Annotated in this window: 22 protein-coding genes and 1 riboswitch; of the genes, 1 reads left to right on the top strand and 21 read right to left on the bottom strand. The window is 71.3% G+C overall.

What is annotated here, in order from left to right:
• Positions 1–53 precede the first annotated feature (53 nt).
• The 16 genes from ACFY9V_RS24525 to ACFY9V_RS24450 form a co-directional block, all read right to left on the bottom strand.
• Positions 54–1,172 (bottom strand): LLM class flavin-dependent oxidoreductase, encoded by a 1,119-nt coding sequence (locus ACFY9V_RS24525; protein ID WP_391162906.1) that lies wholly within the window; start codon positions 1,170–1,172, stop codon positions 54–56.
• A complete protein-coding gene (locus ACFY9V_RS24520; protein WP_391051185.1) occupies positions 1,169–2,554 on the bottom strand; it encodes an NtaA/DmoA family FMN-dependent monooxygenase in 1,386 nt (461 codons plus the stop codon). Before ACFY9V_RS24520 ends, ACFY9V_RS24525 begins: the two co-directional genes overlap by 4 nt.
• 19 nt (positions 2,555–2,573) lie before the next feature.
• Complete coding sequence (locus ACFY9V_RS24515) at positions 2,574–3,764, bottom strand: LLM class flavin-dependent oxidoreductase (protein WP_391162944.1); 1,191 nt, start codon at positions 3,762–3,764, stop codon at positions 2,574–2,576.
• 167 nt (positions 3,765–3,931) lie between these two features.
• Positions 3,932–4,063 (bottom strand): putative leader peptide, encoded by a 132-nt coding sequence (locus ACFY9V_RS24510; RefSeq protein WP_355335606.1) that lies wholly within the window; start codon positions 4,061–4,063, stop codon positions 3,932–3,934.
• A 34-nt stretch (positions 4,064–4,097) separates the two neighbouring features.
• A riboswitch (SAM riboswitch) is annotated at positions 4,098–4,209 on the bottom strand.
• 70 nt (positions 4,210–4,279) lie between these two features.
• On the bottom strand, positions 4,280–5,071 hold the full coding sequence (locus ACFY9V_RS24505) for a GNAT family N-acetyltransferase (RefSeq protein ID WP_391162905.1): 792 nt from the start codon (positions 5,069–5,071) through the stop codon (positions 4,280–4,282).
• Positions 5,072–5,115: 44 nt separating this feature from the next.
• Entirely contained in the window at positions 5,116–6,231 is a 1,116-nt protein-coding gene (locus tag ACFY9V_RS24500) for an FAD-dependent oxidoreductase (protein WP_391162903.1), read from the bottom strand.
• 53 nt (positions 6,232–6,284) lie between these two features.
• Positions 6,285–7,310, bottom strand: coding sequence for a transporter substrate-binding domain-containing protein (locus ACFY9V_RS24495; protein ID WP_355335599.1), 1,026 nt, complete (start codon positions 7,308–7,310; stop codon positions 6,285–6,287).
• A gap of 120 nt (positions 7,311–7,430) precedes the next feature.
• Positions 7,431–8,243 (bottom strand): ATP-binding cassette domain-containing protein, encoded by an 813-nt coding sequence (locus tag ACFY9V_RS24490; RefSeq protein WP_391162901.1) that lies wholly within the window; start codon positions 8,241–8,243, stop codon positions 7,431–7,433.
• Positions 8,240–9,286 (bottom strand): ABC transporter permease subunit, encoded by a 1,047-nt coding sequence (locus ACFY9V_RS24485; protein ID WP_391162900.1) that lies wholly within the window; start codon positions 9,284–9,286, stop codon positions 8,240–8,242. The genes ACFY9V_RS24490 and ACFY9V_RS24485 overlap by 4 nt, the downstream gene beginning before the upstream one ends.
• 542 nt (positions 9,287–9,828) lie before the next feature.
• Positions 9,829–11,499, bottom strand: a complete 1,671-nt coding sequence (locus tag ACFY9V_RS24480) for an alpha-amylase family glycosyl hydrolase (RefSeq protein ID WP_391162899.1) — start codon at positions 11,497–11,499, stop codon at positions 9,829–9,831.
• A 110-nt stretch (positions 11,500–11,609) separates the two neighbouring features.
• Positions 11,610–14,603, bottom strand: coding sequence for a carbohydrate-binding protein (locus tag ACFY9V_RS24475; RefSeq protein ID WP_391162898.1), 2,994 nt, complete (start codon positions 14,601–14,603; stop codon positions 11,610–11,612).
• 83 nt (positions 14,604–14,686) lie between these two features.
• Positions 14,687–15,574: a carbohydrate ABC transporter permease gene (locus ACFY9V_RS24470; protein ID WP_355335587.1), complete on the bottom strand. Its 888-nt coding sequence runs from the start codon at positions 15,572–15,574 to the stop codon at positions 14,687–14,689.
• 13 nt (positions 15,575–15,587) lie between these two features.
• Positions 15,588–16,559, bottom strand: a complete 972-nt coding sequence (locus ACFY9V_RS24465; protein ID WP_391051199.1) for an ABC transporter permease subunit — start codon at positions 16,557–16,559, stop codon at positions 15,588–15,590.
• Positions 16,556–17,920: an extracellular solute-binding protein gene (locus ACFY9V_RS24460; protein ID WP_391162897.1), complete on the bottom strand. Its 1,365-nt coding sequence runs from the start codon at positions 17,918–17,920 to the stop codon at positions 16,556–16,558. The genes ACFY9V_RS24465 and ACFY9V_RS24460 overlap by 4 nt, the downstream gene beginning before the upstream one ends.
• 400 nt (positions 17,921–18,320) lie before the next feature.
• Positions 18,321–19,340, bottom strand: a complete 1,020-nt coding sequence (locus tag ACFY9V_RS24455; protein WP_355335582.1) for a LacI family DNA-binding transcriptional regulator — start codon at positions 19,338–19,340, stop codon at positions 18,321–18,323.
• 218 nt (positions 19,341–19,558) lie between these two features.
• Positions 19,559–20,728 carry a Ku protein gene (locus ACFY9V_RS24450; RefSeq protein WP_391162895.1) on the bottom strand — a complete coding sequence of 390 codons (1,170 nt, stop codon included), beginning with the start codon at positions 20,726–20,728 and terminating at the stop codon, positions 19,559–19,561.
• Between the two features lie 38 nt (positions 20,729–20,766).
• On the opposite strand from ACFY9V_RS24450, the gene ligD reads away from it, so the two are divergent.
• A complete protein-coding gene (gene ligD, locus ACFY9V_RS24445; RefSeq protein ID WP_355335577.1) occupies positions 20,767–21,657 on the top strand; it encodes a non-homologous end-joining DNA ligase in 891 nt (296 codons plus the stop codon).
• A 27-nt stretch (positions 21,658–21,684) separates the two neighbouring features.
• Here ligD and ACFY9V_RS24440 read toward each other — a convergent pair whose 3' ends face one another.
• From ACFY9V_RS24440 to ACFY9V_RS24420, 5 genes are all read right to left on the bottom strand, one after another.
• Positions 21,685–22,179 (bottom strand): DUF1269 domain-containing protein, encoded by a 495-nt coding sequence (locus ACFY9V_RS24440; RefSeq protein ID WP_355335575.1) that lies wholly within the window; start codon positions 22,177–22,179, stop codon positions 21,685–21,687.
• A 97-nt stretch (positions 22,180–22,276) separates the two neighbouring features.
• Positions 22,277–22,930: a hypothetical protein gene (locus ACFY9V_RS24435; RefSeq protein ID WP_391162894.1), complete on the bottom strand. Its 654-nt coding sequence runs from the start codon at positions 22,928–22,930 to the stop codon at positions 22,277–22,279.
• Between the two features lie 132 nt (positions 22,931–23,062).
• The gene (locus ACFY9V_RS24430; RefSeq protein WP_391162893.1) at positions 23,063–23,917 is read right to left on the bottom strand and encodes an LmeA family phospholipid-binding protein; all 855 of its coding nucleotides are present in this window, start codon (positions 23,915–23,917) and stop codon (positions 23,063–23,065) included.
• Positions 23,918–24,054: 137 nt separating this feature from the next.
• Entirely contained in the window at positions 24,055–24,192 is a 138-nt protein-coding gene (locus tag ACFY9V_RS24425; RefSeq protein ID WP_391162892.1) for a hypothetical protein, read from the bottom strand.
• The gene (locus ACFY9V_RS24420; protein ID WP_391162891.1) at positions 24,189–26,258 is read right to left on the bottom strand and encodes a GTP-binding protein; all 2,070 of its coding nucleotides are present in this window, start codon (positions 26,256–26,258) and stop codon (positions 24,189–24,191) included. Before ACFY9V_RS24420 ends, ACFY9V_RS24425 begins: the two co-directional genes overlap by 4 nt.
• Between the last annotated feature and the right edge of the window lie 69 nt (positions 26,259–26,327).

The following is a 26,327-nucleotide window of genomic DNA, read 5'->3' as shown; positions in this document are numbered from 1 at the left end:
CGAAGGGTCCGACGGACGTGAGGGGTTCGATGAGCCGGAAGCTGCGGGAACGCTCATGCGGCGTCGCCCTCCTTTGCGATGGTGCCTGCGCCGACGGTGTCCTTACGCGGAGAGGCCGTGTTCACCGGCCCCCAGTTCCACGGCGGATCGGGTATTTCCGCGCGGAGCACGGGCGCGACCTCGGACTGGAAACGCTCCAGCGACGTACGGTGCTCGGCCTCGCCGAGCCCGCTCGCGTCCGCGTGCAGATGCAGCACGGTGTGCCCGAACTCCTCGTGATAGCGGTGCACTTTCTCGATCACCTGCTGCGGGCTGCCGATCAGCGCCGAACTGCGCTCCACGAAGTCCTCCAGCGTTCCGAAGACCACCGGCAGGCCCACCTCCTTCTGGAACGCCAGATTGCTCTCGAAGATCGGCCGGTAGACCTCCAGCGCCTCCTGCGAGGTGCGGGCCACGTACAGCCCCGCGGAACCCGCGCCCACCGCGATGTCCGCCGGATCGTGCCCGTAGTGCTCCCAGCGCTCCCGGTAGTAGCGGATCAACTCGGCATACGGCTCGATGGGGTTGGTGACATTCGCCGAGAACAGCGGATCGCCGTAGCGGGCGGCGAGGTCCACGGACTCCTTGCTGGTCGCGCTGCCGTGCCAGACCCGGATCGGCCGCTGGTACGGCCGCGGCCAGACCTCCGCGTCCTTCAGCTCGGGGCGGAAGCGGGTCCGCGCGGTCACCTTGTCCTGCCGCCAGATCTGCCGGAACACCTCGTAGCTCTCGGCGTTGCGGTCCCACTGGTCCTCGGGTGTGACGTGGAACAGCTCGCGCTGCGCCGTGCCGTTGCCCTTGCCGATGATCAGGTCCAGGCGGCCCTCGGAGAGATGGTCGAGCGTCGCGTAGTCCTCGTAAGCCCTGACCGGGTCCAGCAGGCTCAGCGTGGTGACCGCGGTGAAGAGCCGGATGCGCCGGGTGATCGCTGCCACATGGCTGAGCACCACCGTCGGCGAGGAGGAGATGAACGGCCGCTCGTGCCGCTCTCCCACCCCGAACCCGTCGAAGCCCAACTCCTCGGCGAGCACCGCGTTGTCGAGGACTTCCCTGAAGCGCTCATGAGTGGACTTCAGGACGCCGGTGACCGGGTCGGGCCGGTGCACGATCAGCGTGATGGCGAGGAACTTCATGCCACCGACTCCCGTACGTCCGCGGCGTCGCCCCCGGCGTCCGGGTGGGCCAGGCCGAGGTGGTCCCGCAGCGTGCCGCCCTCGTACTCGGTACGGAACACACCGCGTTCCTGGAGCAGCGGTACGACGGTGTCGGCGAAGACGTCGAGACCGCCGGGGGTGATGTGCGGGACGAGGATGAAACCGTCGCTCGCGTCGGCCTGCACAAAGGAGTTGATGGTCTCCGCGACCGTCGTGGGGGAGCCGACGAACGACTGGCGGTTGCCGGTCTCGATGACCAGGTCGCGGATGGACCACTTGTTGGCCGCCGCCAGCTCCCGCCACTCGCGGGCGGTCGCCAACGGGTCGCGGTACATCCGGACTTGAGCCCGGCCGCGGGCGATGGTGTGCTCGCCGAGATCCGGGTCGATCTCGGGCAGCGGGCCCTCCGGGTCGTACCCGGACAGGTCGCGGTTCCAGACGAATTCCAGGTGCTTGATCGCGGTGGCACCGCTGACCTGCGCGCGGCGCACCTCGCGGGACAGCTCCTCCGCCTCGGCGTCGGTGTCGCCGAGCACGAAGGTGGCGGCGGGCAGGATCAGCAACTGGTCCGCCCGGCGGCCGTGCCGGGCCAGGCGCCCCTTGACGTCCGTGTAGAACTCCCGCCCCTCCTTGAGAGTGCTGTACCGGCTGAAGATCGCGTCCGCGCTCGACGCGGCGAATTCGCGTCCCTCTTCCGAGTCCCCCGCCTGGAAGATCACCGGGCGGCCCTGCGGGCTGCGCGGGACGTTGAACTGCCCCTGGATGTCGAAGTGCTGGCCCTTGTGGACGAAGGCCCCGGCCCGCGCGTCCCGCAGGAACGTCCCGGTCTCCCGGTCGGCGACGATCTCGTCGCCGTGCCAGGAGTCGAACAGCTCATTGGCGGTGGCCAGGAACTCCCGCGCCCTGGAGTACCGCTCGTCCTGCGGAAGGAAGCCGCCGCGCCGGAAGTTCTCGCCCGTGAAGGCGTCCCAGGAGGTGACGACGTTCCACGCGGCGCGGCCCGCGGACAGGTGATCGAGGCTGGCGAACTGCCGGGCCACCTCGTACGGCTCGTTGAACGTCGAGTTGATCGTGCCGGTCAGGCCGATCCGCTCGGTCACCGCGGCCAGCGCGGCGAGCACGGTGAAGGTGTCCGGGCGGCCGACGACGTCCAAGTCGTATATATGGCCGCCCTGTTCGCGCAGCCGCAGGCCCTCGGCGAGGAAGAGGAAGTCGAACTTGGCCCGCTCCGCGGTGCGCGCGAAGTGGGCGAAGGAGCTGAACTCGATGTGGCTGCCCGCGGCCGGGTCGCTCCACACGGTGGTGTTGTTGACGCCGGGGAAGTGGGCCGCGAGATGGATCTGCTTCAGGGGCTTGCTCATGACGGTCGGATCCTCCGGCTCAGGCGCTGGTGGTGGCGTAACGGTTCGCGGGGCGCGCGAGCCCCAGCAGGCCGCGGAGCGTGCCGGCCTCGTACGCGCGCCGGAAGGCGCCGCGCGCCTGCAACTCGGGCACCAGGCCGCGGGTGATCGCGGGCAGGTCGTGGCCGAGCGCCGCCGGCCGCAGCCGGTAACCGGTCAGCCCGGCGTCCTGCCACTCCAGCAGCAGGTCGGCCAGTTCGGCGGGCGTCCCGGCGAAGACGGTCGCGTCGCTGGTGTACGGCTGGTCGAGCAGCGCGTCCAGCCGGTCCCTGCGGGCCTCGGCCGCCGCGCGGTCGGTGTCGAGGAAGACCACCAGATCGCCGAAGACATGGACCGGTTCGGCCTCCCGGCCCGCGGCCCGCTGCTCGGCGCGGATCTCCGCGACGATCGCCGCCGCCTGCCCCGCGTCGTGCGGGGTCACATAGCCGATGTCCGCGGCGCGCCCCACCAGCCGGTACGGCACGGTGGCGTGCGCGAGCGCGGTCACCGGCGGCTGGCCCTGCGGCGGGCGCGGTGTGATCGAGGGGCCCTTGACGCCGAAGTGGCGGCCCTGGAAGTCGATGTAGTGGAGCTTGTCGCGGTCCACGAAGCGGCCGGTGGCCACGTCCCGGATCTCCGCGTCGTCCTCCCAGCTATCCCACAGCCGCCGCAGCACCTCGACGTAGTCCGCGGCCTCGTCGAAGAGGTCGGTGACCAGGTCCTGGACGTGCGGCTGGTCGTACTCCTCGATGCGGAACGGCGGGAATTCGCGGCGGCCGAAGTGCGCGGCCTCGTGCTGTCGGGCGGAGATCTGGATGCGCAGCCCGGCCCGGCCGCCGCTCACGTAGTCCAGGGTGGCGATCGCCTTGGACAGGTGGAACGGCTCGGTGTGCGTGGCGATCAGGGTCGGCACCAGACCGATGTGGCTGGTCAGCGGGGCGACCCTGGACGCGATGAGCACGGCGTCCAGCCGGCCGCGCACCTGGTCGGTGCGCTCGTCGGGGTCGCCGTACCCGGTCGACTGGAGCCCGAGGGAGTCCTCGATGGTGACGAAGTCCAGCAGGCCGCGCTCGGCCTCGGTCACGGCGTCCGCCCAGTAGGCGGCGTCGAACAGTTCGCCGGGTCGCGCGTCCGGCTCCCGCCACGCGGCCGGGTGCCAGCCCGCGCCGTCCAGGGCGACCGCGAGGTGCAGCGGCGGACGGGCGGCGGACGCCGACGGAACGGACGAAGGTGATGAAGCGGGCTCGGGGGAGGCGGAGGAGGACAGGGATGACGGGTGTGCGGACACGGCGAAGTGCCTTCCTGATCGACCGGAGGAGGACACGGCCGCCCCATGGCGGTCGCGTCGGCGGGGTCAGATCAGGCGCAACAGAGCGCGCCGGCGACGCGCTGGAGATCGATGTGCTGGCGCCCGTACAGATGCACGACGGGTCCGCGCGGGACGAGGGTGCGCACGTCGGCGCGGTCGAAGTCCGCTCGCACTGTCGTCACCCCCGTCCGGGCGGTACGGCCGGGGGCCGTACCGGAGTCGCGCTTGCGGGTCCGGTCGGGACCCGCCTGGTTGTCACCTGGAGCACCCCGCCGCGAGGGAGGGTTGCCGGTCAGCCAGCCAGGGCTTGTCGCTGACACTCATCACCTGAATTCGACGCTATCTCGCGGATACCGTCCCGCGCAATGGCGTCCGTCACCGGTGTCCGTCACCGGCGTTCATTCGCCCGCGCCGCCGGTGCCTTCCGCGTCGCCGTCGCCGCCCGGCACCCGTACGCCCCGGAAGTGCGTAGTGCGGCGCAGCGCGAAGCCGATCGACTCGTAGAGCCGGATGGCGTTGACGTTGCTGCCCGCCGCGTGCAGGAACGGGCGGTCGCCCCGGCCGCGGATCCCGGCCGCCGTGTGCCGCACCAGCCGGGACGCCAGGCCCTGGCCGCGGAACGCGTCGTCGGTGCACACGGCGCTGATCTCGGTCCAGCCGTCGAGCCGCAGCCGCTCACCGGCCATGGCCACGAGCTTTCCGTCGCGGCGGATGCCGTAGTAGGCGCCCAGTTCGATGGTGCGCTGCCTGAACGGACCCGGCTTGGTCCGCTCGACCAGGTCCAGCATCTCCGGTACGTCCGCAGGGCCGAGCGGGCGCGCCTCCGGATCGGCCTCGTCCAGCAGCGCGTCGGTCCCGACGAGCTGCACGCCCTCGGCTCCCCACTCGCTGCGCCACCCGTCGGGCGTGGCCGGGACGCCGGCCAGCGCGAAGGTCGCGCCGGGACCCATGAGGGCGGCGAGGTCCGCCCACGCGGCCGGATCGGCGGGGTCGGCGAGCGCCACGAAGGGCGAGACGTCCTCCGGGTAGCGCGCGGCGGAGCCGACGACTTGCGCGAGATGGCGGTGCGCCCCGGTCAGCGCGGCCCAGGCGGGGTTGTCCAGAGGGTGCGGCGACGCGGGAAAGACCTGGTCGCCGGTCGGTCCGGGGTTCTGGGGCTGCTGCTGCGGGTGCTGAAGGCTGGTCGACATGGTCGCCGTGACTCTCCGTTCTGCTGTCGTACGGCGCGTCGCCGTCACTGCGCTGTCGCCGGGCGGTACGGACGGCCGATCGCGAACCGTCCTGACCCCGGACGGCCGTCCACGAGGTCGGCGGCGATTTCGCCGACCACTGATGCGAACTTGAATCCGTGCCCGGAAAATCCCGCGAGGACGGTGAAAGGTCCCACACGGTCGATCACGAAGTCATGATCGGGGGTCGTGGTGTACAAGCAGGTCACCGGGGTGGGCCGGGTGTGATCGACACCGGGCAGCCACCGGGCGGCGTACTCCTGGAGCCTGCCGAGGACCACGGGATCGGGCGTGCGGTCCCGGTCGTCCGGGTCCACGACCGGGCCGATCCCGTGGAATCCGGCCTTCACCCCGTCGGCGCTGCCGAGGCCGTACACGCCCGCGGCCTCGTCGATACCGGCCCCGCCGTGGTGGATGAAGGCGGGCCAGTCCGGCGCGTCGGGGGCGGGGAAGTGCACCGGCTGCTCCTGGGTGACGCGCAGCGGCGGCGGGCCCTCGGTGACCTGGCCGAGCGTGCGGGCCGCCCAGCCGCCGACGGCCACGACCACGGCGTCCGCGGCGATCACCTCGTCCCGCGCGGTGACCACCTCGGCGCCCGAGCCGCGCCGCCGCAGCGCGCTGACCTTGACGCCGTGCCGTACGGTCGCGCCCTTGGCCCGCGCGGCCTGCTGGAAGGCGGCCACCGCGTCGTCGGCGTGCAGCCGCCCGGCCTCGGGGTGGAACAGCGCGGTGGTGTCCGCGACGAGCCCCGGCCAGCGCTCGGCGGCGGCCCGCGCGGTCAGCTCCTGGCTGGGCCGCCCAGCCCCGCGCAGCGCGTCCCGCAGCGCCGCGGTGGCTTGCGCGGGCCCGTGGTCGACGGCCCCGGTCAGGGTCAGTACGGTGCTGCCCGTCTCGTCCTGGAGCCGCCGCCACAGCGGAAGCGCCCGTACGGCGAGGCCGACGTAGAACGGATCGGCGTACGCGAGCCGGAAGATCCGGGAGCTGCCGTGCGAGCTGCCCCGGTCGTGGCCGGGCGCGAACTGTTCGAGCAGCGTGACCTCGGCGCCGCGCGAGGCGAGGTGCCAGGCCGCGGACGAGCCCATGGCCCCGCCTCCGACGACGACGACTTTCCTGCGTGTCATGGCGGTCGACTTCCTTTCGGTCGGTGCGGGGCCGTGCCGCGGCCGGTACGGGGTCAGGAGTTGGTCAGCGGCAGCCCCGGCGGGTTGACCAGCGAGGCGGGCACCGCTTCGTTGGCCAGATTCCACGCGGCGAGCCACTGCGCGTACTGACCATTCTTGATCAGGTGGTTGATCGCGTCGGCGAGGGGCTTGGCCAGGCCGCTGTCCTTCTTCGCCGTGGCGCAGATCAGCCCTTGCAGGGACGCCCCGGCGCCGGAGAACTTGCCCGCGCTGCGGGTGGCGTTCGGCGAGCCCGCGGTCTGCGTGCCGTGGTAGGCGATGCTCGGGTTGGGCGCGAAGTAGGCGTCGATCCGGCCGGAGTTGAGCGCCAGATAGGTGCTGTTGGAGTCCTGGAAGTACTTGATCGTGAGCTTCTTGCCGTCGGCCTTCAGCTCGCTCTGCCACTTCAGCAGGATCTTCTCCTGGTTGGTGCCCGCGCCGACCGCGACGGTCTTGCCCGCCAGGCTGCGGTAGGTGCCGTCGAAGTTCCAGGTGTCGCTCTTCTTCACCTCGAAGCCGAGGTTGTCCTGCCGGTAGCTGGCGAAGTCGTACTTCTCCTTGCGCTGCTCGGTGTCGGTGATGTTGGAGAAGCCGACATCGGTCTTGCCGCTGTCGATGCCGACGAAGAGGTTGTCCCAGGTGGCGTTGGACAGCACGGGCTTGAGGCCGAAGACGGCGGCGATCAGCCGGCCGAGGTCGGGCTCGGAGCCGGTGATGGTCTTCTGGTCCGCGCCGACGTAGCCGATCGGCGGCGAGCCGGCGGGCAGGAAGCCCAGGCCGATGACGAGTTGCTTGCTGTCGAGCACGGACTTGGGCAGCTCGGCGCGGATGGCGGCGACCTCAGGGACGGTGAGCGTGATCTCCTTGGCGGCGCCGTTGGACTGCGCGCCGACCACGACGGTGCCCTTGGCGTCCGCGGCGGCCGGTGCCGCGGCGTCCGAGCCGCTGTCGCTGCCGCAGGCGGCGAGGCCGAAGGTGAGGGCGGCGACGGCGATGCCCGCGGCGACGCGTCTGGTGGCGGTGGTACGGATGTCGGGCATGGTGAACCTCGCTGATGGTGAGCGGATGTGCGGGGGGTGACGTATCGGGCGCCCGCGGGCTGGCGGCCGTCGCTGTGGAAGGCGCCTGTGTCCGCGCCTTGGCCCGCGGCGTACGGGGGTTCAGAGGACCTTGCTGAGGAATTCGCGGGTCCTGGGGTGCCGGGGGTTGTCCAACACCTGGTCGGGCGGGCCCTGTTCGACGATCCGGCCGCCGTCCAGGAAGACGACGGTGTCGGCGACCTCGCGGGCGAAGCCGATCTCGTGCGTGACGACGATCAGCGTCGTACCGCTGGTGGCGAGATCCCGGATGACGGCCAGTACCTCGCCGACGAGTTCGGGGTCGAGCGCCGAGGTCGGCTCGTCGAAGAGGATGACGCCGGGTTCGAGGGCCAGCGCGCGGGCGATGGCCACCCGCTGCTGCTGGCCGCCGGAGAGCTGCCGGGGATAGGCGTCGACCTTGTCGGCGAGCCCGACCCGGCCGAGCAGCGCGCGGGCCAGTTCCTCCGCCTCGGCCCTGGTCTTCTGCCGGGCCGCGACCGGCGCTGCGGCCACGTTGTCCAGCACGCTGAGGTGCGGGAAGAGGTTGAAGCCCTGGAAGACGAAGCCGATCCGGCGGCGCTGGGCGAGGATCGCCCGCTCGCTGATCTCCTTGAGCCGGCCGCGGTGGTGCCGTACGCCGATCGGCTCGCCGTTGAGGCTGACGTAGCCGATGTCCAGCTTCTCCAGGTGGTTGATCGCCCGCAGCAGCGTCGACTTGCCGGAGCCCGACGGGCCGAGGATCACCGTCACCTGTCCGGGCTGCACGGTCAGATCGACACCGGAGAGCACCTGGTGCGTGCCGTACCACTTGTGCGCGTCGTGGACGGTCACGGCGGCGGGGCGCGCGGTCACCGCGGTGACCAACGTGTCGGCGGGGAAGCGGTCGGCGCTCATGCGATCGATCCGATCTCGGCGCGCGCCCGCAGATCGCGCACTGCCGTACGCAGGCGTTGCAACGGCGTCGGCGGTACGGTCCGCAGCGCGCCGCGTGAGAAGTACCGCTCGACGTAGAACTGGACCACCGAGACGACGCTGGTCAGGATCACATACCAGACGGTCGCCACCAGCAGCAGCGGGACGACGTCACCCGGATACGTACTGCCCATGCTCTCCACCTTGCCGAAGAGGTCGAGCAGGGAGACGTAGAAGACCAGCGAGGTGCTCTTGATCAGCCCGATCAACTGGTTGACGTACGAGGGCACGATCGCCCGCAGCGCCTGCGGGAAGACGATCCGGGTGAACTGGTAGCCGCGCGGCAGGCCGAGCGCGGCGGCGGCCTCGTGCTGTCCCTGGTCCACCGAGAGCACTCCGGCGCGCACCACTTCGGCGGCGTAGGCGGCCTCGTTGAGGCTGATGCCGACCACGGCCACCACCATGTCGGTGGCCAGCCGCGACTCGTCGAAGTGCACGAAGCCGGGACCGAAGGGCACGCCCAGACTCAATGTGGCGTACAGCGAGGAGAAGTTGAACAGGAACAGGAGGATGACGATCAGCGGCACCGAGCGGAACAGCCAGATGTAGATCCAGCTCACCGAGCGCAGCACCGGGCTCCTGGACAGTCGGCACAGGGCGAGCAGGATGCCGCCGAGCAGCCCGAACAGGGCGCTCCAGGCGGCGACTTGGAGCGTGACCAGCAGCCCGTCCAGGATCACCGGCCGCAGGAACCAGTAGCGGAAGCGGTCCCACTGGAAGAAGGGGTTGGTGACCAGGCCGTGCGTGATCTGCGCGACGAGCACCAGGGCGACGGCGGTCAGCGCCCAGCGCCAGGGGTGCCGCAGCGGGACGACGCGCTGCGCCGACCGGCCGACGCGTCTGTCGTCGGCGGGCGGGGTGCGCGGCGGCGGTGGAGCAGGGGTGGTGACGGTGTCGGTCGTGTCTTCCGGCACGGCGGTGTCGGTCGCGCCCGCGGGCACGGCGGGGCGGGGTGGCTCGCTCATCGGGGAACTCCAGCGCGAAGGGAGACGTCGGCAGCCGCCCCATGAGAAGGGGCGGTGGAGTGCGCGGGGGCCCGATGTGACAACGCGTCAGAAGCGTGCGGCGGGCCCGGGATTCAGCGTCGACACAGAGCGCTGCTGACACGCAGCAGGTCGATGTGCCGGTTGCGGTACGCGTCGTCCCGGAGATGACGGCGCCAGGCGGCGGCCGTCCTCGAAGCTGCGTACACCCTGGTCACCTCCCCTTGTGCCGGCCCGTAGGGGCCTCGCGTCGTGAGTCCGGGCCGGACAGCGGTCCGGCCTGGGCGTAAGTCAGCCAGGTGGCGCGTGCCACGTCAATGAACGCGTTGTGAATTCCGCCAGGTGGGACGCGCGGTCCGCCGACCGCCACGCACGGATCCCCGCGTCCCCCCGGCGGTCGGCCGGGACGGGACACGGGGATCGGCGGGGAGGGGGTCTTCCGCGGGACCGGAGGGGGACGCGGTCTTCTACGCGATCAGCGGGGACGGACCGGGGCTCATGGGATCAGCGCGCGGGCACGCCGGTCATTCGGCGGTCAGCCAGACGCAGGTGTCGGAGGGCAGCAGGCCGTCCTCCAGCGGGCCGCTGGCCAGCAGCACCCGGAGCCCGGCGGGGAGCGCGACCGGCTCGGCGGACAGGTTGACCAGGCACTGGAAGCCGCCGTCCCGGCGGAAGGCCACCGTGCCGGGACCCGCGTCCACCCACTCCAGCGTCTCCGGCAGCCACCGGAGGTACTCCCCGCGCAGCGCGAGACCGGCCCGGTACAGGGCGAGCACGGAGTGCGGATCGCCCTGCTGGGCCGCGACGGACCGCCCCGACCATTCGGCGGGCTGCGGCAGCCACGGACCGGCGCTCGCGCCGTCCGGCGAGAAGCCCAGCGAGACCGGCTCCGCCGACCACGGCAGCGGCACCCGGCAGCCGTCCCGGCCGCGGTCGCGGCCCCCGGAGCGGGCATACGTCGGGTCCTGGATCAGGTGGTCGGGTATGTCCTCGACCTCGGCGAGGCCCAGCTCGTCGCCCTGGTAGACGTACACACCGCCCGGCAGGGCCAGCGTGAGCAGCGCCGCGGCGCGGGCCCTGCGGCGGCCGAGGATGGTGTCGCTCGGCGAGCCGAGCCGCTTGTCGCCCATGTCGAAGGACGTGTCCTCGCGGCCGTACCGCGTCACGTGCCGGATCGTGTCGTGGTTGGACAGCACCCAGGTGGGCGGCGCGCCCACCAGCCGGTGCGAGGCGAGCGTGGCGTCGACGACCTCGCGCAGCCCGGCCGCGTCCCAAGCGCAGCACAGGAACTCGAAGTTGAAGGCGGAGTGCAGCTCGTCGGGGCGCAGATAGCGGGCGAACTGCTCGGGCGTGGGCAGCCACACCTCGCCGACGAACACCCGCTCGCCGGGCGCCCCGCCGGGCCGGGGGCTGCGCGCGTAACCCTCCGCGATCTTCCGCCAGTCGCGGTAGATCTCGTGCACCGCGTCGCAGTCCTGGTAGGGAAGGTCGGTGACGTCCGGGTCCCGGCCGACGTCGGGCAGCCCCGGCTTCTTGGCCAGGCCGTGCGCCACGTCGATCCGGAAGCCGTCCACGCCGCGCTCCAGCCAGAAGCGCAGGATGCTCTCGAACTCCGCCCGCACCTGCGGGTGTTCCCAGTTCAGATCGGGCTGCTCGGGCGCGAACATGTGCAGGTACCAGGGGCCGGGCGTGCCGTCCGCCTCGGTGATCCGGGTCCAGGCGGCGCCGCCGAAGTACGACTGCCAGTCGTTGGGCGGGAGTTCGCCGTCCGCGCCCCGGCCCGGCAGGAACCAGAAGCGCTCCCGCTCGGCCGCGTCCGGACCCGCCGCCAACGCGGCCCGGAACCAGGGGTGCTGGTCGGACGCGTGGTTGGGCACCAGATCCACGATGACCCGCAGGTCCTGCTCGTGCGCCTCGACGATGAGCCGCTCCGCCTCGGCGAGCGTCCCGAACATCGGGTCGATGTCACGGTAGTCGGCGACGTCGTAGCCGCCGTCGGCCATCGGGGAGACGTACCAGGGGTTGAACCAGAGCGCGTCGACCCCGAGATCCCGCAGGTAGGGGAGGCGCTCGCGGACCCCGGCGAGGTCTCCCATGCCGTCACCGTTGCCGTCGGCGAAGCTGCGCAGATAGATCTGGTAGATCGCGGCGTGCCGCCACCAGGCGGGTGCGGTGGGGGAGGCGGGCAGTGTCACGGGAGTCTCCTTGACGGTCGTGGAGAGCCAGGGCCCGGAGGGCCGCAGGGCATGCGCGGGGCCGGTCCGCCCCGTCAGGGGTGCGGGGCGGACCGGGGTGTGCGGGGGCGTTACCAGCCGGTGTTGCCGGAGCCCCGGTTGATGGTGAAGGTCCCGGTGGTGCTGAGCCCGCCGGAGGCCGCGCCACTGACCGTGACGCCGCCGAAGGTGCCGGAGCCCTTCGAGTCGATCTCCAGGCCGTACGCGCCGGCCGTCTGGATCTTGACGTTGTTCAACGTCAGCCCGGTGACGGTCTTCTGATACGAGATCAGGACCGCGCTGTAGGTGCTGTCGGTGATGTCGAGGTCCTTGACCACGACGGGCGCCGTGATGTCGGAGCCGTCGGCGTAGATCCACAGCGCGCCGAGCTTGCTCTGCCAGTTCGGCTCGTAGCCGCCGGTGCGCAGCAGGGTGTTGCGCGCGACGGTGGTGGTGCCGCTGAACGGGACCGGCGCGGGATTGAAGTTGCGGGTGCTGACCGCGATGCCCGAGGCCCCGGTCACCGTGTCGGCGACGACGCTGTCCACGATCCGGTTGCCGTTGCCGCCGTAGATCGCGGCGGCGTTCGCCAGCAGCGGCATCTGCACGGTGTCGAAGCGGAAGGCGCAGTTGGTGACCGCGCTCGCCTCGGAGTACATCGCGAGACCGTCGTCCCCGGTATTGCGGACACTGGTGTTCCACACCTCGGTGTTCGCGGTGCCCTTGTGCAGGTTGACGCCGTCGGCGGCGGTGTCGCGGATTCGCAGGCCGCCCACGTACAGGCCGTTGGTCGGCGCGTCGATCCACAGGCCGACCTTGGTGTGCTCGATCCACACGTCCTGGATGGTCGAGCCGTTGCCGAAGTCGCCCTCGATCGCGGCGTCGAAATTCGCGTCGTCGCGGTACGACACGTCACCGGAGATCGTCAGGTCCTGGACGGTGTTGGTGCCGCCCTGCCCGAAGAGCCCGCCCTTGCCGTTGAGGCCCTGGAGCACGGTGGCCCACTCGCCCGCGCCGCGCAGCGCGACCCCGGTCAGATTGACGTGCCCGGAGATGTTGTACGTGCCCGCCGGCAGCCACAGGCCCTTGCCCTGCGACTTGGCCGTCGCCACCGCGCTGTTGAGCGCCGAGGTGTCGTCGCTCCCGTCGTTCGGGGTGACGCCGAGCGTCGTCGCGGAGACGAAGCCGGTCGCGGGCATGGCCTGGTCCGCGGCGACCTGCTCGGTCTCCATCAGGTCCAGGGTGTACGAGGCGGCGGTGCTGCCCGCGTCCTTCTGGAGCTTGAGCACCGTCCCGGCCGGGAAGTCCCCGATCTTGAACCGCGACTCGTCGAAGAAGTGGTGCGCCGAGCCCTGCGAGGGGTCGTTGTTGTACGGGTAACCGCCGTACACCCAGGCGTACTTCGACGACAGGTCCAGATCGCGGACCTTGCTGCCGTTGGCGTAGAGGCTGAGCTGCGCCGAGGTGCCGGTGCCCGCCGCGTTGTCCGGGATCGAGTAGCGCAGCGTCATCGCGTTGGCGGGCTTGGTCAGGGTGAACTGCACATACTGGCCGGTGCTGTTGAGCACCACCGCCTTGCGTCCCGACGCCTCGGACGCCACCGTCAGATAGGTGCGGTCGGGGCCGATCGTGCTCGCGTTGGTGGTGCCGCTCTCCGCCTCGTAGGACGTGTACGGCACCGTGGCGCCGCGCGTGGCGTTGGCGACCGAGCCGGTCACCGCGACGCCGTCGATGTCGGGCGCGCCCGAGTCACCGGATTCGGTGCGCAGCGTCAGCGTGTTGAGCCCGGCCCGCAGCGGCGCGCTGACCGTGGCCGTCGACCACGCCCCGCCCGTACCCGGCAGCGCGACCTGCGCCACCTTCAGCCCGTTGGCCGTCAGCGTGATCGACGCGGCGGAACCGCTCCCGGTCCGGTACGCGACCGCCACCGGATAGCTCGCCGCGCCGGGCGCGCTGACGGCGAAGACCACCCGCGCGCCCTGCGCGCCGAAGCCCGTCAGATACCCGCTGCCGCTGAACCCCGAGGCGGTCGTGACCACGCTCGGCCCGCCCGAGAAGTACGCGTCCTCCGCCTGGTGCGTGAGCGAACCGGCCGGGGGTGTGGTGGGCGGCGTCGTGGGAGGTGTGGTCGGCGGCGTCGTACTCGTCGTCGGTGTCGTCACCACGACGTTGTCCAGGTTCACGTTGCCGCTGTCGGCGGTGGTGAAGGTGAGCGCGATCGTGTTGGTACCCGCCGTGTAGGTGATGGCCTGGTCGGTGGTGGTCCAGGTGTCCCAGTTGGCGGTGGCGGGGAGGCTGATCTGGCGGATCTTGGCGCCGTTGACGTAGAGGCTGAGTGTCATGGTGGCGCTGGTGCCGTTGGCGTAGCGGATGGTGACGCTTCCGGCGCCCGCGACGGCCGAGCTGACCGTGAAGCCGGTCGAGGCCGTGCCCTTGTTGGCGTCGGTGTAGCCGCCGACGAAACCGCTGCCCGTGTAGCCGGTGTGGTCACTGCTGACGACGGCCCCGCCGCTCAACGACGCGGACTCCGCCTCCAGTTGACCGGTCGCGGCGGGCGGTGTGGTGCTGCCGCTGGGCGTCGTCGCGGTGATGTTGTCGACGTTCACGTTGCCGCTGTCGGCGGTGGTGAAGGTGAGCGCGATCATGTTGGTGCCCGCCGTGTAGGTGACGGTCTGGTCGGTGGTGGTCCAGGTGTCCCAGTTGGCGGTGGCGGGGAGGCTGATCTGGCGGATCTTGGCGCCGTTGACGTAGAGGCTGAGTGTCATGGTGGCGCTGGTGCCGTTGGCGTAGCGGATGGTGACGCTTCCGGCGCCCGCCGAGGTGGCGGTGACCCGGAAGGCGGTGGACGTGGTGCCCTTGTTGGCGTCGGTGTAGCCGCCGACGAAACCGTTGCCCGTGTAGCCGGTGTGGTCGGTGGCGACGACCGCGCCGCCGGACAGCGTCGCGGACTCCGCCTCGACGACCGTGGTCGCGGCGTGCGCCGACGGCGACGCCTGCCAGACCAGCAGTGCGATCAGCACCGCGAGCACCGCGGGCAGCACCGCCGCGAGCGTTCTGGCGCGGTGGGTTGGGGCGCTTGGAGACATGGGTGATCCTTCCCTGAGCACCGCACGACGTCGTGCGGCGGGGGTTGCCATGCGTGGGGGGGTGAGCGCGGGCCCGCGCCCGGTCAGCCCTTGAGGCTGCCCGCGGTGAGGCCGTTGATGATGCTGCGCTGGAAGATGAGGAAGAGGACGAGCAGCGGAATGCTCGCCATCACCATTCCGGCCAGCAACTGGTTGGCGGGCATGTCGTCCGCCAACCGGTTCAGGGCGACCGTGATCGGCTGCTTCGCGGGATCGGGCAGCACGAGCATCGGCCAGAGGAAGTCCTTCCAGACGCCGACCACCGCGAAGATCGACACGACCGCGAGCACCGGCCGGGACAGCGGCAGCACCAGCGACACGAGGATCCGTACCGTGCCCGCGCCGTCGATCCGGGCGGAGTCCAGCAGTTCGGTGGGGATCTGGTCGAAGAACCGCTTGAGGATGAAGATGTTGAAGGCGTTGGCGCAGGCCGGCAGCCAGACGGCCATCGGCGTGTTGATGAGATTGACGTGGATCAACGGCACGTCCACGACGGTCAGATACGTCGGCACCAGCAGCGCCGACACCGGCAGCATCAGCGTGGCCAGCATCATGGCGAGCACCACATTGCCCAGCACCGGCCGCAGCTTGGACAGCGAGTACGCGGCGGCCACGTCGACCACGAGCTGACAGGCCCACGCCCCGGCCGCCAGCAGCAGCGTGTTGAGGAAGTAGTGGCCGAGCCCGACCGACGACCAGGCTTCGGAGTACGCCTCCGGATGCCAGGAGTGCGGCACCATCGTCGGCCTCGGCTGGGCCAGTTCCGACGACGACTTGAGCGCGCCCGAGGCCATCCAGTACAGCGGGAAGAGGAAGGCGGCGGTGAAGCCGAGCAGCGTCGCGCCCAGCACGAACCGGTAGAGGAACCTCCCCGTGCGGCGGTTCATCTCGGTCGGCGCGATCAGCGTGCGGACAGCGGTCTGTGCGGCCATGGTCGTTCCCCTCTCAGCCCTTGCTGCGGGTCAGCCGCAGGTACACCCCGGCGAAGATCCCCAGCACCACGAAGAGCACCGTGCTCATCGCGCTGGCCAGGCCGAAGTCGTTGTAGACGAACGCGTAGCGGTACAGCAGGAGCAGTACGGTCACGGTCGCGTCGTCGGGTCCGCCGCCGGTCAGCACGAACGGCTCGATGAACACCTGCATGGTGCCGATCACCTGGAGCAGCAGCGTGATCATCAGGATGAACCGCATCTGAGGGATCGTCACATGCCACAGCCGCTGCCGTACCGTCGCGCCGTCCAGCTCGGCGGCCTCGTACAGCTCGCCCGGCACACCGCCGAGCGCCGCGAGGTAGATCAGCGTGGTGGTGCCCATGTTGGCCCAGGTGGAGACCAGGACCAGCGAGATCATCGACAGATTCTGCGACTCCAGCCACGACTGCGCGGGCAGGTGCGCGATCCGCAGCACGTTGTTGAACAGGCCGGGCCCCGGATCGTAGAACCAGCGCCACAGCAGCATCGTGACGATCGGCGGCAGCATCACCGGCAGATAGACCGTCATCCGCAAGTACGCCTTGCCGTGCCGCAGTTCGTTGAGCACGATCGCGGTCACGAACGGCGCCGCGAAGCCGAAGACCAGGGCCAGCAGGCTGAAGTACGCGGTGTTGCGCCACGCGGTGACGAACAGCGGGTCGGCGAACAGGCGGTGGAAGTTGTCCAGGCCCACCCACCGCGCCGGTTCCGCGTAGTTGACCTGCTGGAAGCTGAGCAGCACACCACGGACGATCGGGTACCAGGAGAACACCGCGAAGGCGGCGACGCCCGCGACCAGGAAGAGATACGCCACCAGATTGTCGACGACGGCCCGGCGCAGCCGGTCCCGCGAGGGGCGGGACCGGCCGGACCGCCCCGCCCCGGCAGGCGCCTTCGGCGTCCGCGCGGTGGCGGCGCGGGCCGACGTCAGCGGTTCGGCTGTCACTTGACCGTGGCCAGGATGGTGTTGACCTTCTTCTCGGCGTCGCTGAGAAGCTGGTCGATGTTCGCGTCCTTCTTGGTGAGCACCGCCTGCATGACACCGTCGAGCACGGTGTAGATCTGCTGGGCGTTCGGCGGCTCGACCTTCACCGCGACCTCGCCGCTGCGGTCCACGAACGGCTGGTAGTTCTTCTGCGGCACGTTCGCGTACTTCTTGTGCGCCGCGTCGACCTTCGCCTGGCCGGCCCCGCTCCACAGGTTCGGCTGCGGCAGGCCGATCGGTATGTCGGTGCCCGCCGACTTCTTGGTGATCTCCTCCTCGCGGTCCGGGTCGAGGTACTTCCACTGGATCCAGGTGAGACCGGCCTTGATCTTCGCCGGGCTGTCCTTCGGGTTGAACATGAAGCCGTCACCGCCGCCGAGCGTCGCGGTGCCGGGCAGCGCGGCCAGCCCGTAGTCGTCGTACTTCCGCTCGAACTGCTTGACGATCGTGGGGATGTTGTCCGGGCCCGCCATGTACATCCCGAGCTTGCCCGCGCCCATCATCTTCTGCACGTCGGGGATCTCCAGGAGCTGCCTGGTGCCCATCGACCGGTCGGTCCAGCGCATGTCGTGCAGCGTCTGGAGCGCCTTGCGGCCCGCGTCGCTGTTGAACGCGGCCTTCCAGGCGCCGCCGTCCTTCACCGCGACGTCGCCGCCCTCGGAGTAGATCCACGAGGTGAGGTGCCAGCCGCCCTGGTTGTTCTTGCTGAACTCGGCGTAGCCGGTGGTGCCGTCGCCGAGCGCGCTGATCTTCTTGGCGTCGGCGCGGACCTCGTCCCACGTGGTCGGCGGCTTGTCCGGGTCGAGCCCGGCCTTGGTGAACAGCGCCCGGTTGTAGACCAGTCCGAGCGAGTAGTTGCCGGTGGGCAGGCCGTAGACCTTGCCGCCCGCGTCCTTGAAGACGCTCTGCAATTCCGGCCGCACGTCGTTCAGGGCGGGGAAGTCCTTGAGCTGCGCGGTGATGTCGGCGGCCTGGTGGCGCTGGATGAGCCCCGCGGGATCGGTGAAGTAGACGTAGTAGACGTCCTCCAACTGCCCGCCCGCGAGCTTCGCGGCGAAGGTCTTCGGGTCCATCAGACCCTCACGGGCGTCGATCCTGATCTTCGGGTGGCTCGCTTCGAAGGCTTTGATGTCGTCCTCGAAGTTCTTCCGGTCGACGGTCTGGGTGGCCGGAGGCAGCCCGTTCACGCTGATCGTGACCACGCCGTTCTTGTCCGCCCCGGAGGAGTGGGACGAGCCGCCGCCGCATGCGGTGACGCCGAGGACCAGCGAGATGGCGAGGGCGGTGACGCCGAGGGCGGGGCGGGTTCTGGAGCCGTCCATGGGGATCGGACCTTCCTGGGAAACGGCAGCGGACGTACCCGTCCCGAGGGGCGAGTGCGCTTGCGTCCGCTTGCGTAACGGCGGGGTTACCAGGACGTCCGGCCGCCTGGCGTTGGCGCCGACAGTAGGATCGGGTCACGCAAGATGTCAATCAATCCGCGCAAGAAAGTAATCCGGAGGATTTGTGTCCGTAACGCAGTGTCATCGACACGCGGGCCGGCCGGGGTGTCCGGACGGGCGGCGGTACGCGTCCGCCCGTCGCCGGACGCGGGTCGGCGCGGGACCGGCCGAGGGTGCGAGCGCATACGCGGAGGGCGGGGCGCCAGGACCGGTTCACGGTCCCGGAGCCCCGCCCTCGCACGGAGTCGGAAAGCCGTCGCCCTACGGACGACGGTGCAGGTCAGCCGCTTTTCACGACCTTGCGCATCCGGGTGGAGCCGCGCACGATCAGCTCCGGTTCGAAGAGCATCACCTCGTCGGTGACCGCGTGGCCGTCGATCTGTGTGACGAGCGACGCGATGGCCGCGGCGGCCATCGCCTGCACCGGCTGGCGCGAGGTGGTCAGCGGCGGATCGGTCGCCACCATGTACAGCGAGTCGTCGAAACCGATCACCGACAGATCGTCCGGGACTTTCATCCCGTGCCGCCGGGCCGCCCGGATCGCGCCGAGCGCGAGCGCGTCACTCGCGCACACCACCGCGGTGACCCCCTCCGCGAACAGCCGGGGCATCGCCGTCGCCCCGCCCTCCATCGAGAACATCGCGTGCGCCACCAGGGGCCGCCAGTCCGCGGGCGACAGCCCCCGCTGCTCCCAGAAAGCCGCGTAACCTGCGAGTTTGCGGGCCGAGGGGACATGCCCCACCGGTCCGAGCACCAGGCCGATCCGCTCGTGGCCCAGCCCCGTCAGATGCGTCAGCGCCTGCTCGGAGGCCGCCGCGTCGTCCACCGAGACCTGGGATATCTGCCGGTTCTCGTCCGCCGCGTTGATCAGCACGATCGGCACCTGGCGCTCGCGCAGGTCCCGCCCGTGCTCCGGGCCTGCGTCCGCGTAGCTCGCGCCGACGAAGATGATCCCCTCGATGTTCTGCTCCAGCAGCATCTGGATGTAGTGCGCCTCCGAGACGCCGTCCGCGGTCCTGGTGCACAGCACCGGGATCAGGCCCCGCTTGTTCAGCGCCCCCGCCAGCGCCTCGGTGAACGCCGGGAAGATGGGATTTTGCAGGTCAGGGACGACAAGGCCGACCAGCGGCGCCCGCGCGCTGCGCATCCGCGCGGGCCGCTCGAACCCGAAGACGTCCAGTGCGGTGAGCACGGAGTCCCGCGTCGACTGCGCCACGTCAGGGCTGCCGTTCAGCACGCGGCTGACCGTCGCCTCGCTGACACCCGCGAACCTGGCCACTTGGGAGAGTCGTTTCGTCACAGAGGCAATCTACAGCATGGTGCGCAAAAACAAAGATCAGTAACGCAAGAAAATGACGCGACTTGCGCAGAGGAAGATCATGCGGGGAGGGGAGTGAGGCCGTCCGGAGGCGCGCGGGGCCGTACGGAGGCGCGCGGGAGGCCGGGGCCGGGCGCGCCTCGCGGACGGAGGGCGGATCAGGGGCCGACCGGGGACGGGGTTCGCGCCCCGGCGGCGGATCAGCCCGCCTTCCGCCGGGAGGCGGTCGTCTTCTTCGCGGCGGCGGTCTTCTTCGTGGCCGCCGTCTTCCGCGCGCCCGCCTTCGAGGTGCCGCCCTTCGCGGCGGCCGTCTTCGACGCCGTCGACTTCGTCCCCGCCGACTTGGCGCTCGCGGCCTTCGCCCCGGCCGACCGCGTACCGCTCGATCGCGTGCCGCCCGACCCCGTGCCGCCCGATCGCGTACCGCTCGACTTCGAGGCGGTCGCCTTCTTCCCGGCCGCCGTCTTCTTCGCGCCGGACCTGCGGGACGACTTCAGCTCGGTGACGCTGGCGTGCCCGCTGCGGTCGTCGCCGTCCGCCGCCTCGTCCGTAGCGGAAGCGCCGGACGCACCGGAGGCACCCGACCCCGCGCCCTCGCCGCGCCCGCCCTTCGCCTGTTCCACCGACGCGCGCAGCGCGGCCATCAGGTCGACCACCTTGCCCGGTCCGGCCTGTTCGGCCGCCGGAAGCTCGGAACCCTCCAGCTTCGCGGTGACCAGCGCCTCCACGGCCTGCGCGTACTCGTCGTGATAGCTCGTCAGATCCGCCTCGCCGAGCGCGGAGATGAGGGTGTCGGCGAGCTTCAGCTCCGAATCGCTGATGCTGACACTGCCCTTCGGGGCGGCCTCCGCGGGGGAGTTCAACTCGTCGGGCCAGCGCAGGGTCTGGAGCAGCAGGACGTCGTCGTGGGCGCGGATCAGCGCCAGATGCTCGGAGTTGCGCATGGCGAATTTGCCGACCGCGGCCTTGCCCGCGCGCGCCAGCGCCTCCCGCATCAGCACATACGGCTTGTTCGCGGCGGGGGAGGCGGGGGCCAGGAAGTACGGGGTGTCGAGCTGCATCGCGTCGACGGAGGCCGCGTCGAGGAAACCGCTCACCTCGATGGTCTTCGCGGTCGGCAGCGGCAGCGCCCTGAGATCGGCGTCGGTGATCTCGACCAGCTGCTCGTCCGGCGTCTCGTACGCGCGGCCGATGTCGGCGGCGGTCAGGACCTCCTCGTCCAGCTCACAGGTCTTCTGGTACCGCACCCGGCCCTGGTCGGTGAGGTGGACCTGCCGGAAGCTGATCTTGTGGCTGGACACGGCGGAACCGAGCTTCACGGGTATGGAAACCAGCCCGAAGGCCAGATTCCCCGACCAGACACTGCGCATAGCGAGTCCTTTTTGTCAGGCTATGGGACCTTTATGATATGCCGATCACGGAAGTCGAGGGTCGTCGGATCAAGGTCAGCCACCTCGAACGGGTGCTCTGGCCGGAGACCGGCACCACCAAGGGCGAGCTGCTGCACTACTACGCGAGCGTCGCCACCGGCCTGCTGCCGTACGTCAGCGGCCGTCCCGTCAGCTTCGTCCGCACCCCGGACGGTGTGGACGGCAAGCGTTTCTTCCAGAAACGGCCGCCCGCCGGTACGCCCGACTGGGTGACCGTCTCGCAGTCCGTCAGGCGAAGCGGCGAATTCATGGAGCAGGTCCAGGTCAACGACCTGCCGACGTTGATGTGGGCGGCCAATCTGGCCTGCGTCGAACTGCACACCCCGCAGTGGCGCGCCGACGAGCCCGGCGTCGCCGACCGGCTGGTCCTCGACCTCGACCCCGGCGACGGCTGCACGGTCGTGGACTGCTGCCGGGTGGCACTGCTGCTCAGGGAACGGCTGGCGGAGGACGGCATCGAGATCTGGGCCAAGACCAGCGGCTCCAAGGGCCTGCACCTGCTCGCCGCGCTGCGGGACGCGACCCCGGCGACGGCGACCGCCTACGCCAAACGGGTCGCGCAGGAACTGGAGGCCCGGCACCCGGACCGGGTGATCTCCCGGATGACGAAGGCCGCGCGCTCCGGCCGGGTCTTCATCGACTGGTCGCAGAATTCGGGGAACAAGACCACCGCGGCCCCGTACACCGTCCGCGCCCGCCCGACGCCGACCGTCTCCGCGCCGCTGTCCTGGCCGGAGATCGCCGCCGCGCACACCCCGGACGACCTCACCTTCACCCTGGCCGACCTGCCCGCGCGGCTCAGCGTCGAGGGCGACCTGCTCGCGCCGCTCCTCGACCCCGCCCGCGCGGCCCCGCTGCCGCCGCACTGAACGGAGGCGGGGCCGCGCGGGGCGGTGTCACTTCTGCTGGGCGCCCGCCAGGTGCTCCGACAGCTCCTCCTCGTCCTCGTCCGAGAGCGAGGTCTTGAGCAGCGTGCCGCCGTAGGCCTGCATGGCGTCGGCGAACTTGTCCTCGGTGATCTTCGAGGCCATGATCACGACCGCGGTCGTGCCCGGCGTGAGCAGCGCCTGCACCTGGCCGCGGAACTGGTCGTCGATCCCGGACTTGCCCAGCTTGCCGAGCAGCCCGCCCATCGCGGCGCCCATGAGCAGGCCCAGGCCGGGGACGAGGAAGAGGATGCCGAAGACCATGCCCCACAGCGCGCCCGACGCGGCGGACACGCCGACGATCTTGCTCGGGGTGTCGACGTGCGTCTTGCCCTCCTCGTCCACCGAGACGATGGCCAGACCGGTCAGATTGACCACGTAGTCGTTCTGGAGATTCTGCACGGCGGTGTAGGCGTCTTTGGCGACGGTCGGGTCCTCGTAACCGATCACGATGAGTTCGGACATCACGGGCCTCCTAGTGGCATGGGGCGACAGGATGCACGATATGTCCGTTTCGGGGTTCGGGCAGGGGGAGAGGCGCCGCCGGGTACGGGGCGGCGGGTTACGGCTGGGGCGCGCCGTACCAGCGCCAGGACGTGACGCGCGGGTGGTCGGGGAGGTCGATCCGGCCGGTGGCCCACAACAGGGTGGACCAGGGGTCCGCGGTCAGCGGGACGTGCGGGAACAGCCGGGCCAGCGCCCTCGCGCACACATCGGCGGGCGGATTCCAGGCGAGGTCGAGCCCGGCCGCCAGGTCGTAGGTGTGGACCAGGGTCTCCACGATGCCCATCGCGGCGAAGCCCTCGGGGTCGGAGACGCCGTAGCTGTGGTGGGCGCGGACCTCGGGCGACGCCGTACGCGCCATGGCCACCAGCAGCGCGCCGGTCGCCTCCAGCACCTGCAACAGGCCCTCCGGGCCCGCCTTCCGGTCCGCGTGGATGGCGTTGGGCGGGCCGCCCGGCCGGCGCGGCGACCAGGAGAAGGGCACGTCCGTGCTCAACGGGGGCTGCCTCGGGCCCAGTTGGGCCGCGTACGCGAACAGGTCGTCGGCCAGGTGCTCCACCGTCTCCCAGCAGTCCCACTCCAGCGACCCGGCCTTGCGGTCCTCCCACGCCGACGCGGGCGCCTCGCGCAGCGCGGCGACGGCGAGCTGGACGGAGCGGTCGAGGTCGTCGGCCGTGACGGGCCCGGTCGTGTGGTCAGCGGTTTCCGGCATGCCAGGCACCGTACCGCGCGGACCAGGCCGCCCCGCGAGGGATTTTCCGCGCGCCGGATACGTGTCGTGGGCGGCTCACGGGGCGCGGTCCCGCCCGGCGTCGTGGCGCTGGCGCACTGAGCACCGAGGCGCTCACGCGCAGGCGGCGTCCTTGTCCTTGCCCGCCGCGCCCCGCGCGAGCTCCAGGGAGAGCGCGAGCCCCGTACCGTCGGTGCGCGCGCCGGTCAGCCGTACGCCGTCGGGCAGTTCGGGGAGGGCCACGGTGCGCGGGCCCAGCCGCCCGGCCAGATCGCCGCCGCCGGGCAGCGACGCCAGATCGGCGACGGCGACGTCCCGGCCGAGCACGCGGACGGTGGTCGGGGTGACCGTGAGACCGTCCTTCCCGGTCGTGACGCGGGTGTGCACGGTGATCGGCAGGCGCAGACCGCCGATGCTGCCGGTGAGTACGAGCCCGCCGCCGTCGCCGCCCACGGCCAGCCCCGCGACCTTGCCGTCCCGCGCGGCCAGCCGCTTCTGCAACTCGGCGTAGGCGATGGTCGCGGTCGCCGTGCCGCCGCTGGTCGTGCCGTCGGTCGACACGTCGTGCAGGTCGACCGCCACATTCACCTCGGTGTCGCCCCTGCGCACACCGTCGGCGGCGATGTGCGCGCTGCCGAGATTCCCCGTGAGCACCCGGAGCCCGGCGAAGGCGCTGGTCAGCTCGGCGGTCACCGGTCCCGTGGGCTTCAGGCGGCAGGCCACCGCCTCGGCGATACGGCCGCGCGCGGTGTGCTCGACGGCCAGGTCGACGGCGGTCGCGGCGCCGGTGAGCAGCGCGGCCACGACGGCCGTGACGACGAGCCGCCTGCGGCGCGGCGCCGACCGCCGGCCGGCACCGGCGTCCCCGCCGGGCTCCGCGCCCGGCGCGCTGGCCGCCGCCGTACGGCCGGGCGGACGTGCCGACGCGCGGTCGGGCGTGGCGGTACGACGTGCCGGGCGGGGCTTCACGATGCGCGGTGTCCGATCCGATGGTGCGGGTGCGGGTGCGGGTGCGGGTGCGGGTGCGGGGCGGGCGGCGGCCGGGCCGGACCCGTGGCCGATCCACCGTGCCGCGCCTGCCGGTCGGCGGCTCCGCCGGACTCAGCCTACGGGTCCGCCCGAATCGTCGGCGCCGCCTGCCGGGCCGTCCCGAGCGCGCCCGCGGTCATGACCCGCCCGCCGTACCCGTCCCGCGCCCCGCCGTGCCCGTTCCGCGCCCCGCCGTGCCCGGGGACACGCCTCATGCCTCCTCCTGGCCCGCGCTCACCCGGCGCCGCACCTGCAACAGGTAGTCCTTGCGGTTCAGCGGGTCGAGGTCGGTCCGGGGCCGCTCCGGCACCGCGCCGACCACCGGCTCGTAGTGGTCGAAGGCCGACTCCAGGACGCCCTCGCCGTGCGTGAGCGTCGGCAGCGACTGCTCCAGTTCATGCACCCGCGCGGCCGGCACCACGCCTTCCAGGATGTACGAGTCGCCGTGCGGCTCGGGTGCGCGCGGTACGGCGCGGAGCCGGGACAGGACGGGCAGCAGCGCACAGAAGGTGTCGGCGGGGACGTCGAGCCGGAAGAGGTGCATCGGCTCGTGCACCCTGGTCCCGGCCCCGCGCAGCGCGTCCATCAGCACCAGCGGCGTCAGATCGCGGAAGTCGCCCGACGTACTGGACATGCTCTTGTCGAACACGGCGTGCGCGTGGCTCTGCCGGGGCGAGTAGCCGGAGTGCGTCATCGTCACGACGCAGTCGATCACCTCCCAGCCGTGGACGCCCTGGCGCAGCGTCTCGCGCACGGTCTCCTCGACGGCCTTGAAGAACGAGTAGGGCATGGAGCCGAGTTCGACCCCGAGGCGGAACGCCACCCCTGACCCCGGCGGCGCGGGCTCGACGCGCAGCCCGACCGTCGCGAGGAACGGATTGGCGTCCTTCTTGTTGAACTCGACGGCCTCCCCGGAGCCCACCACGCGCTCGACGCAGATCGTCGTGGTCTCGCGGAAGGTGACATCGACCCCGAACTGGTCGGCCAGCGTGGCCTGGACGACCTCCTTCTGCACCTCGCCGTAGAGCGAGACCGAGATCTCCTGCCGCACTCCGTCCAGCCGCAGATTGATCAGCGGGTCCTGCTCGGCGAGTTGGGCGAGCGCCACATGCAGCGTCCCCCTGTCGGCCGCGCGGGTGGGGACGACCACCGTCTCCAGCGTCGGCGGCGAGAAGTGCCGGCCGTCCGGGGGAGCGGCGCCCGGATCGCCGACCGTGTCACCGATCCTGATGTCGGCCAGGCCCTTGAGCAGCGCGATCCGCCCGGCCGAGACGGACGCGGCGGCCACGGCGGCGCCCCGCTCGAAGACGCTGATGCCGGTGACCTTGGCCTCGCCGGCCGACGCGGCCCCGTCGGCACCGTTGTCCCTGTGCCCCTTCTCGCTGCTCACCGCGGAGTCCGGGCCGAACGGCAGCCGGTCCCGCGTGCGTACCGTCCCGCAGAACAGCCGTACGTACGCGGTCCGTTCACCGGTCGGTCCGCGCTCGATCTTGAACACCCGCCCCGAGACCGGGCCGTGGACGTCACCGGCCGCCGCGGGCAGCAGTTCGGTGAGACCGGCCGTCAGCGCGGCGACGCCCGCGCCGGTGATCGCGGAACCGAAGAAGACCGGATGCACCTGTCCGCGCGCGGTCTGCGCCGCCAAGTCGGCGCGCACCCGGCCGTACGAGACCGCGGACTCGTCGGCCACGTAGTCGGCGAGGAACGCGTCGTCGTGCTCGGCGAGCAGGCCGGCCAGACCGGCGACGAAGTCCGGGTCGGCGGCGGTGAACGGCACGCTGCGCGCGCCCCGCGTGCCGGATTGCTCAACCCGGCCCATCGGGAAGGCCGTTGGCGCGAGCTTGCCCCGGACGCTCCGCAGCACCTCGTCGCAGCGGGCGCCGCGGCGGTCGGTCTTGTTGACGAAGATCAGGACGGGGATGCGCAGTCGTCGCAGCGTCCGCATCAGGACGCGGGTCTGCGCCTGCACGCCCTCGACCGCGGAGATCACCAGCACCGCGCCGTCGAGCACGCTCAGCACGCGCTCCACCTCGGCGATGAAGTCCGGGTGGCCGGGGGTGTCGATGAGATTGACGGTGACGTCGTCGACCTCGAAGGAGACGACGGCCGATTTGATGGTGATGCCGCGTCGGCGCTCCAGCGCCAGGGTGTCGGTCCGCGTGCTGCCGTCGTCGACGCTGCCGACCTCGTCGATGACTCCGGCGGCGAACAGCAGCCGCTCGGTCAGGCTGGTCTTACCGGCGTCGACGTGCGCCAGGATGCCCAGGTTCAACGTACGCAAGAAGCTTCAAGTCCTCTAGATCGGTGGGAGTTGCCGTCTGGGTGGGGACTGAAGTTCCGCGCATGATCA

Source organism: Streptomyces sp. NPDC008317 (assembly GCF_042955955.1).
Lineage (GTDB): Bacteria > Actinomycetota > Actinomycetes > Streptomycetales > Streptomycetaceae > Actinacidiphila.
This window is presented reverse-complemented; position numbering and strand designations above follow the sequence as displayed.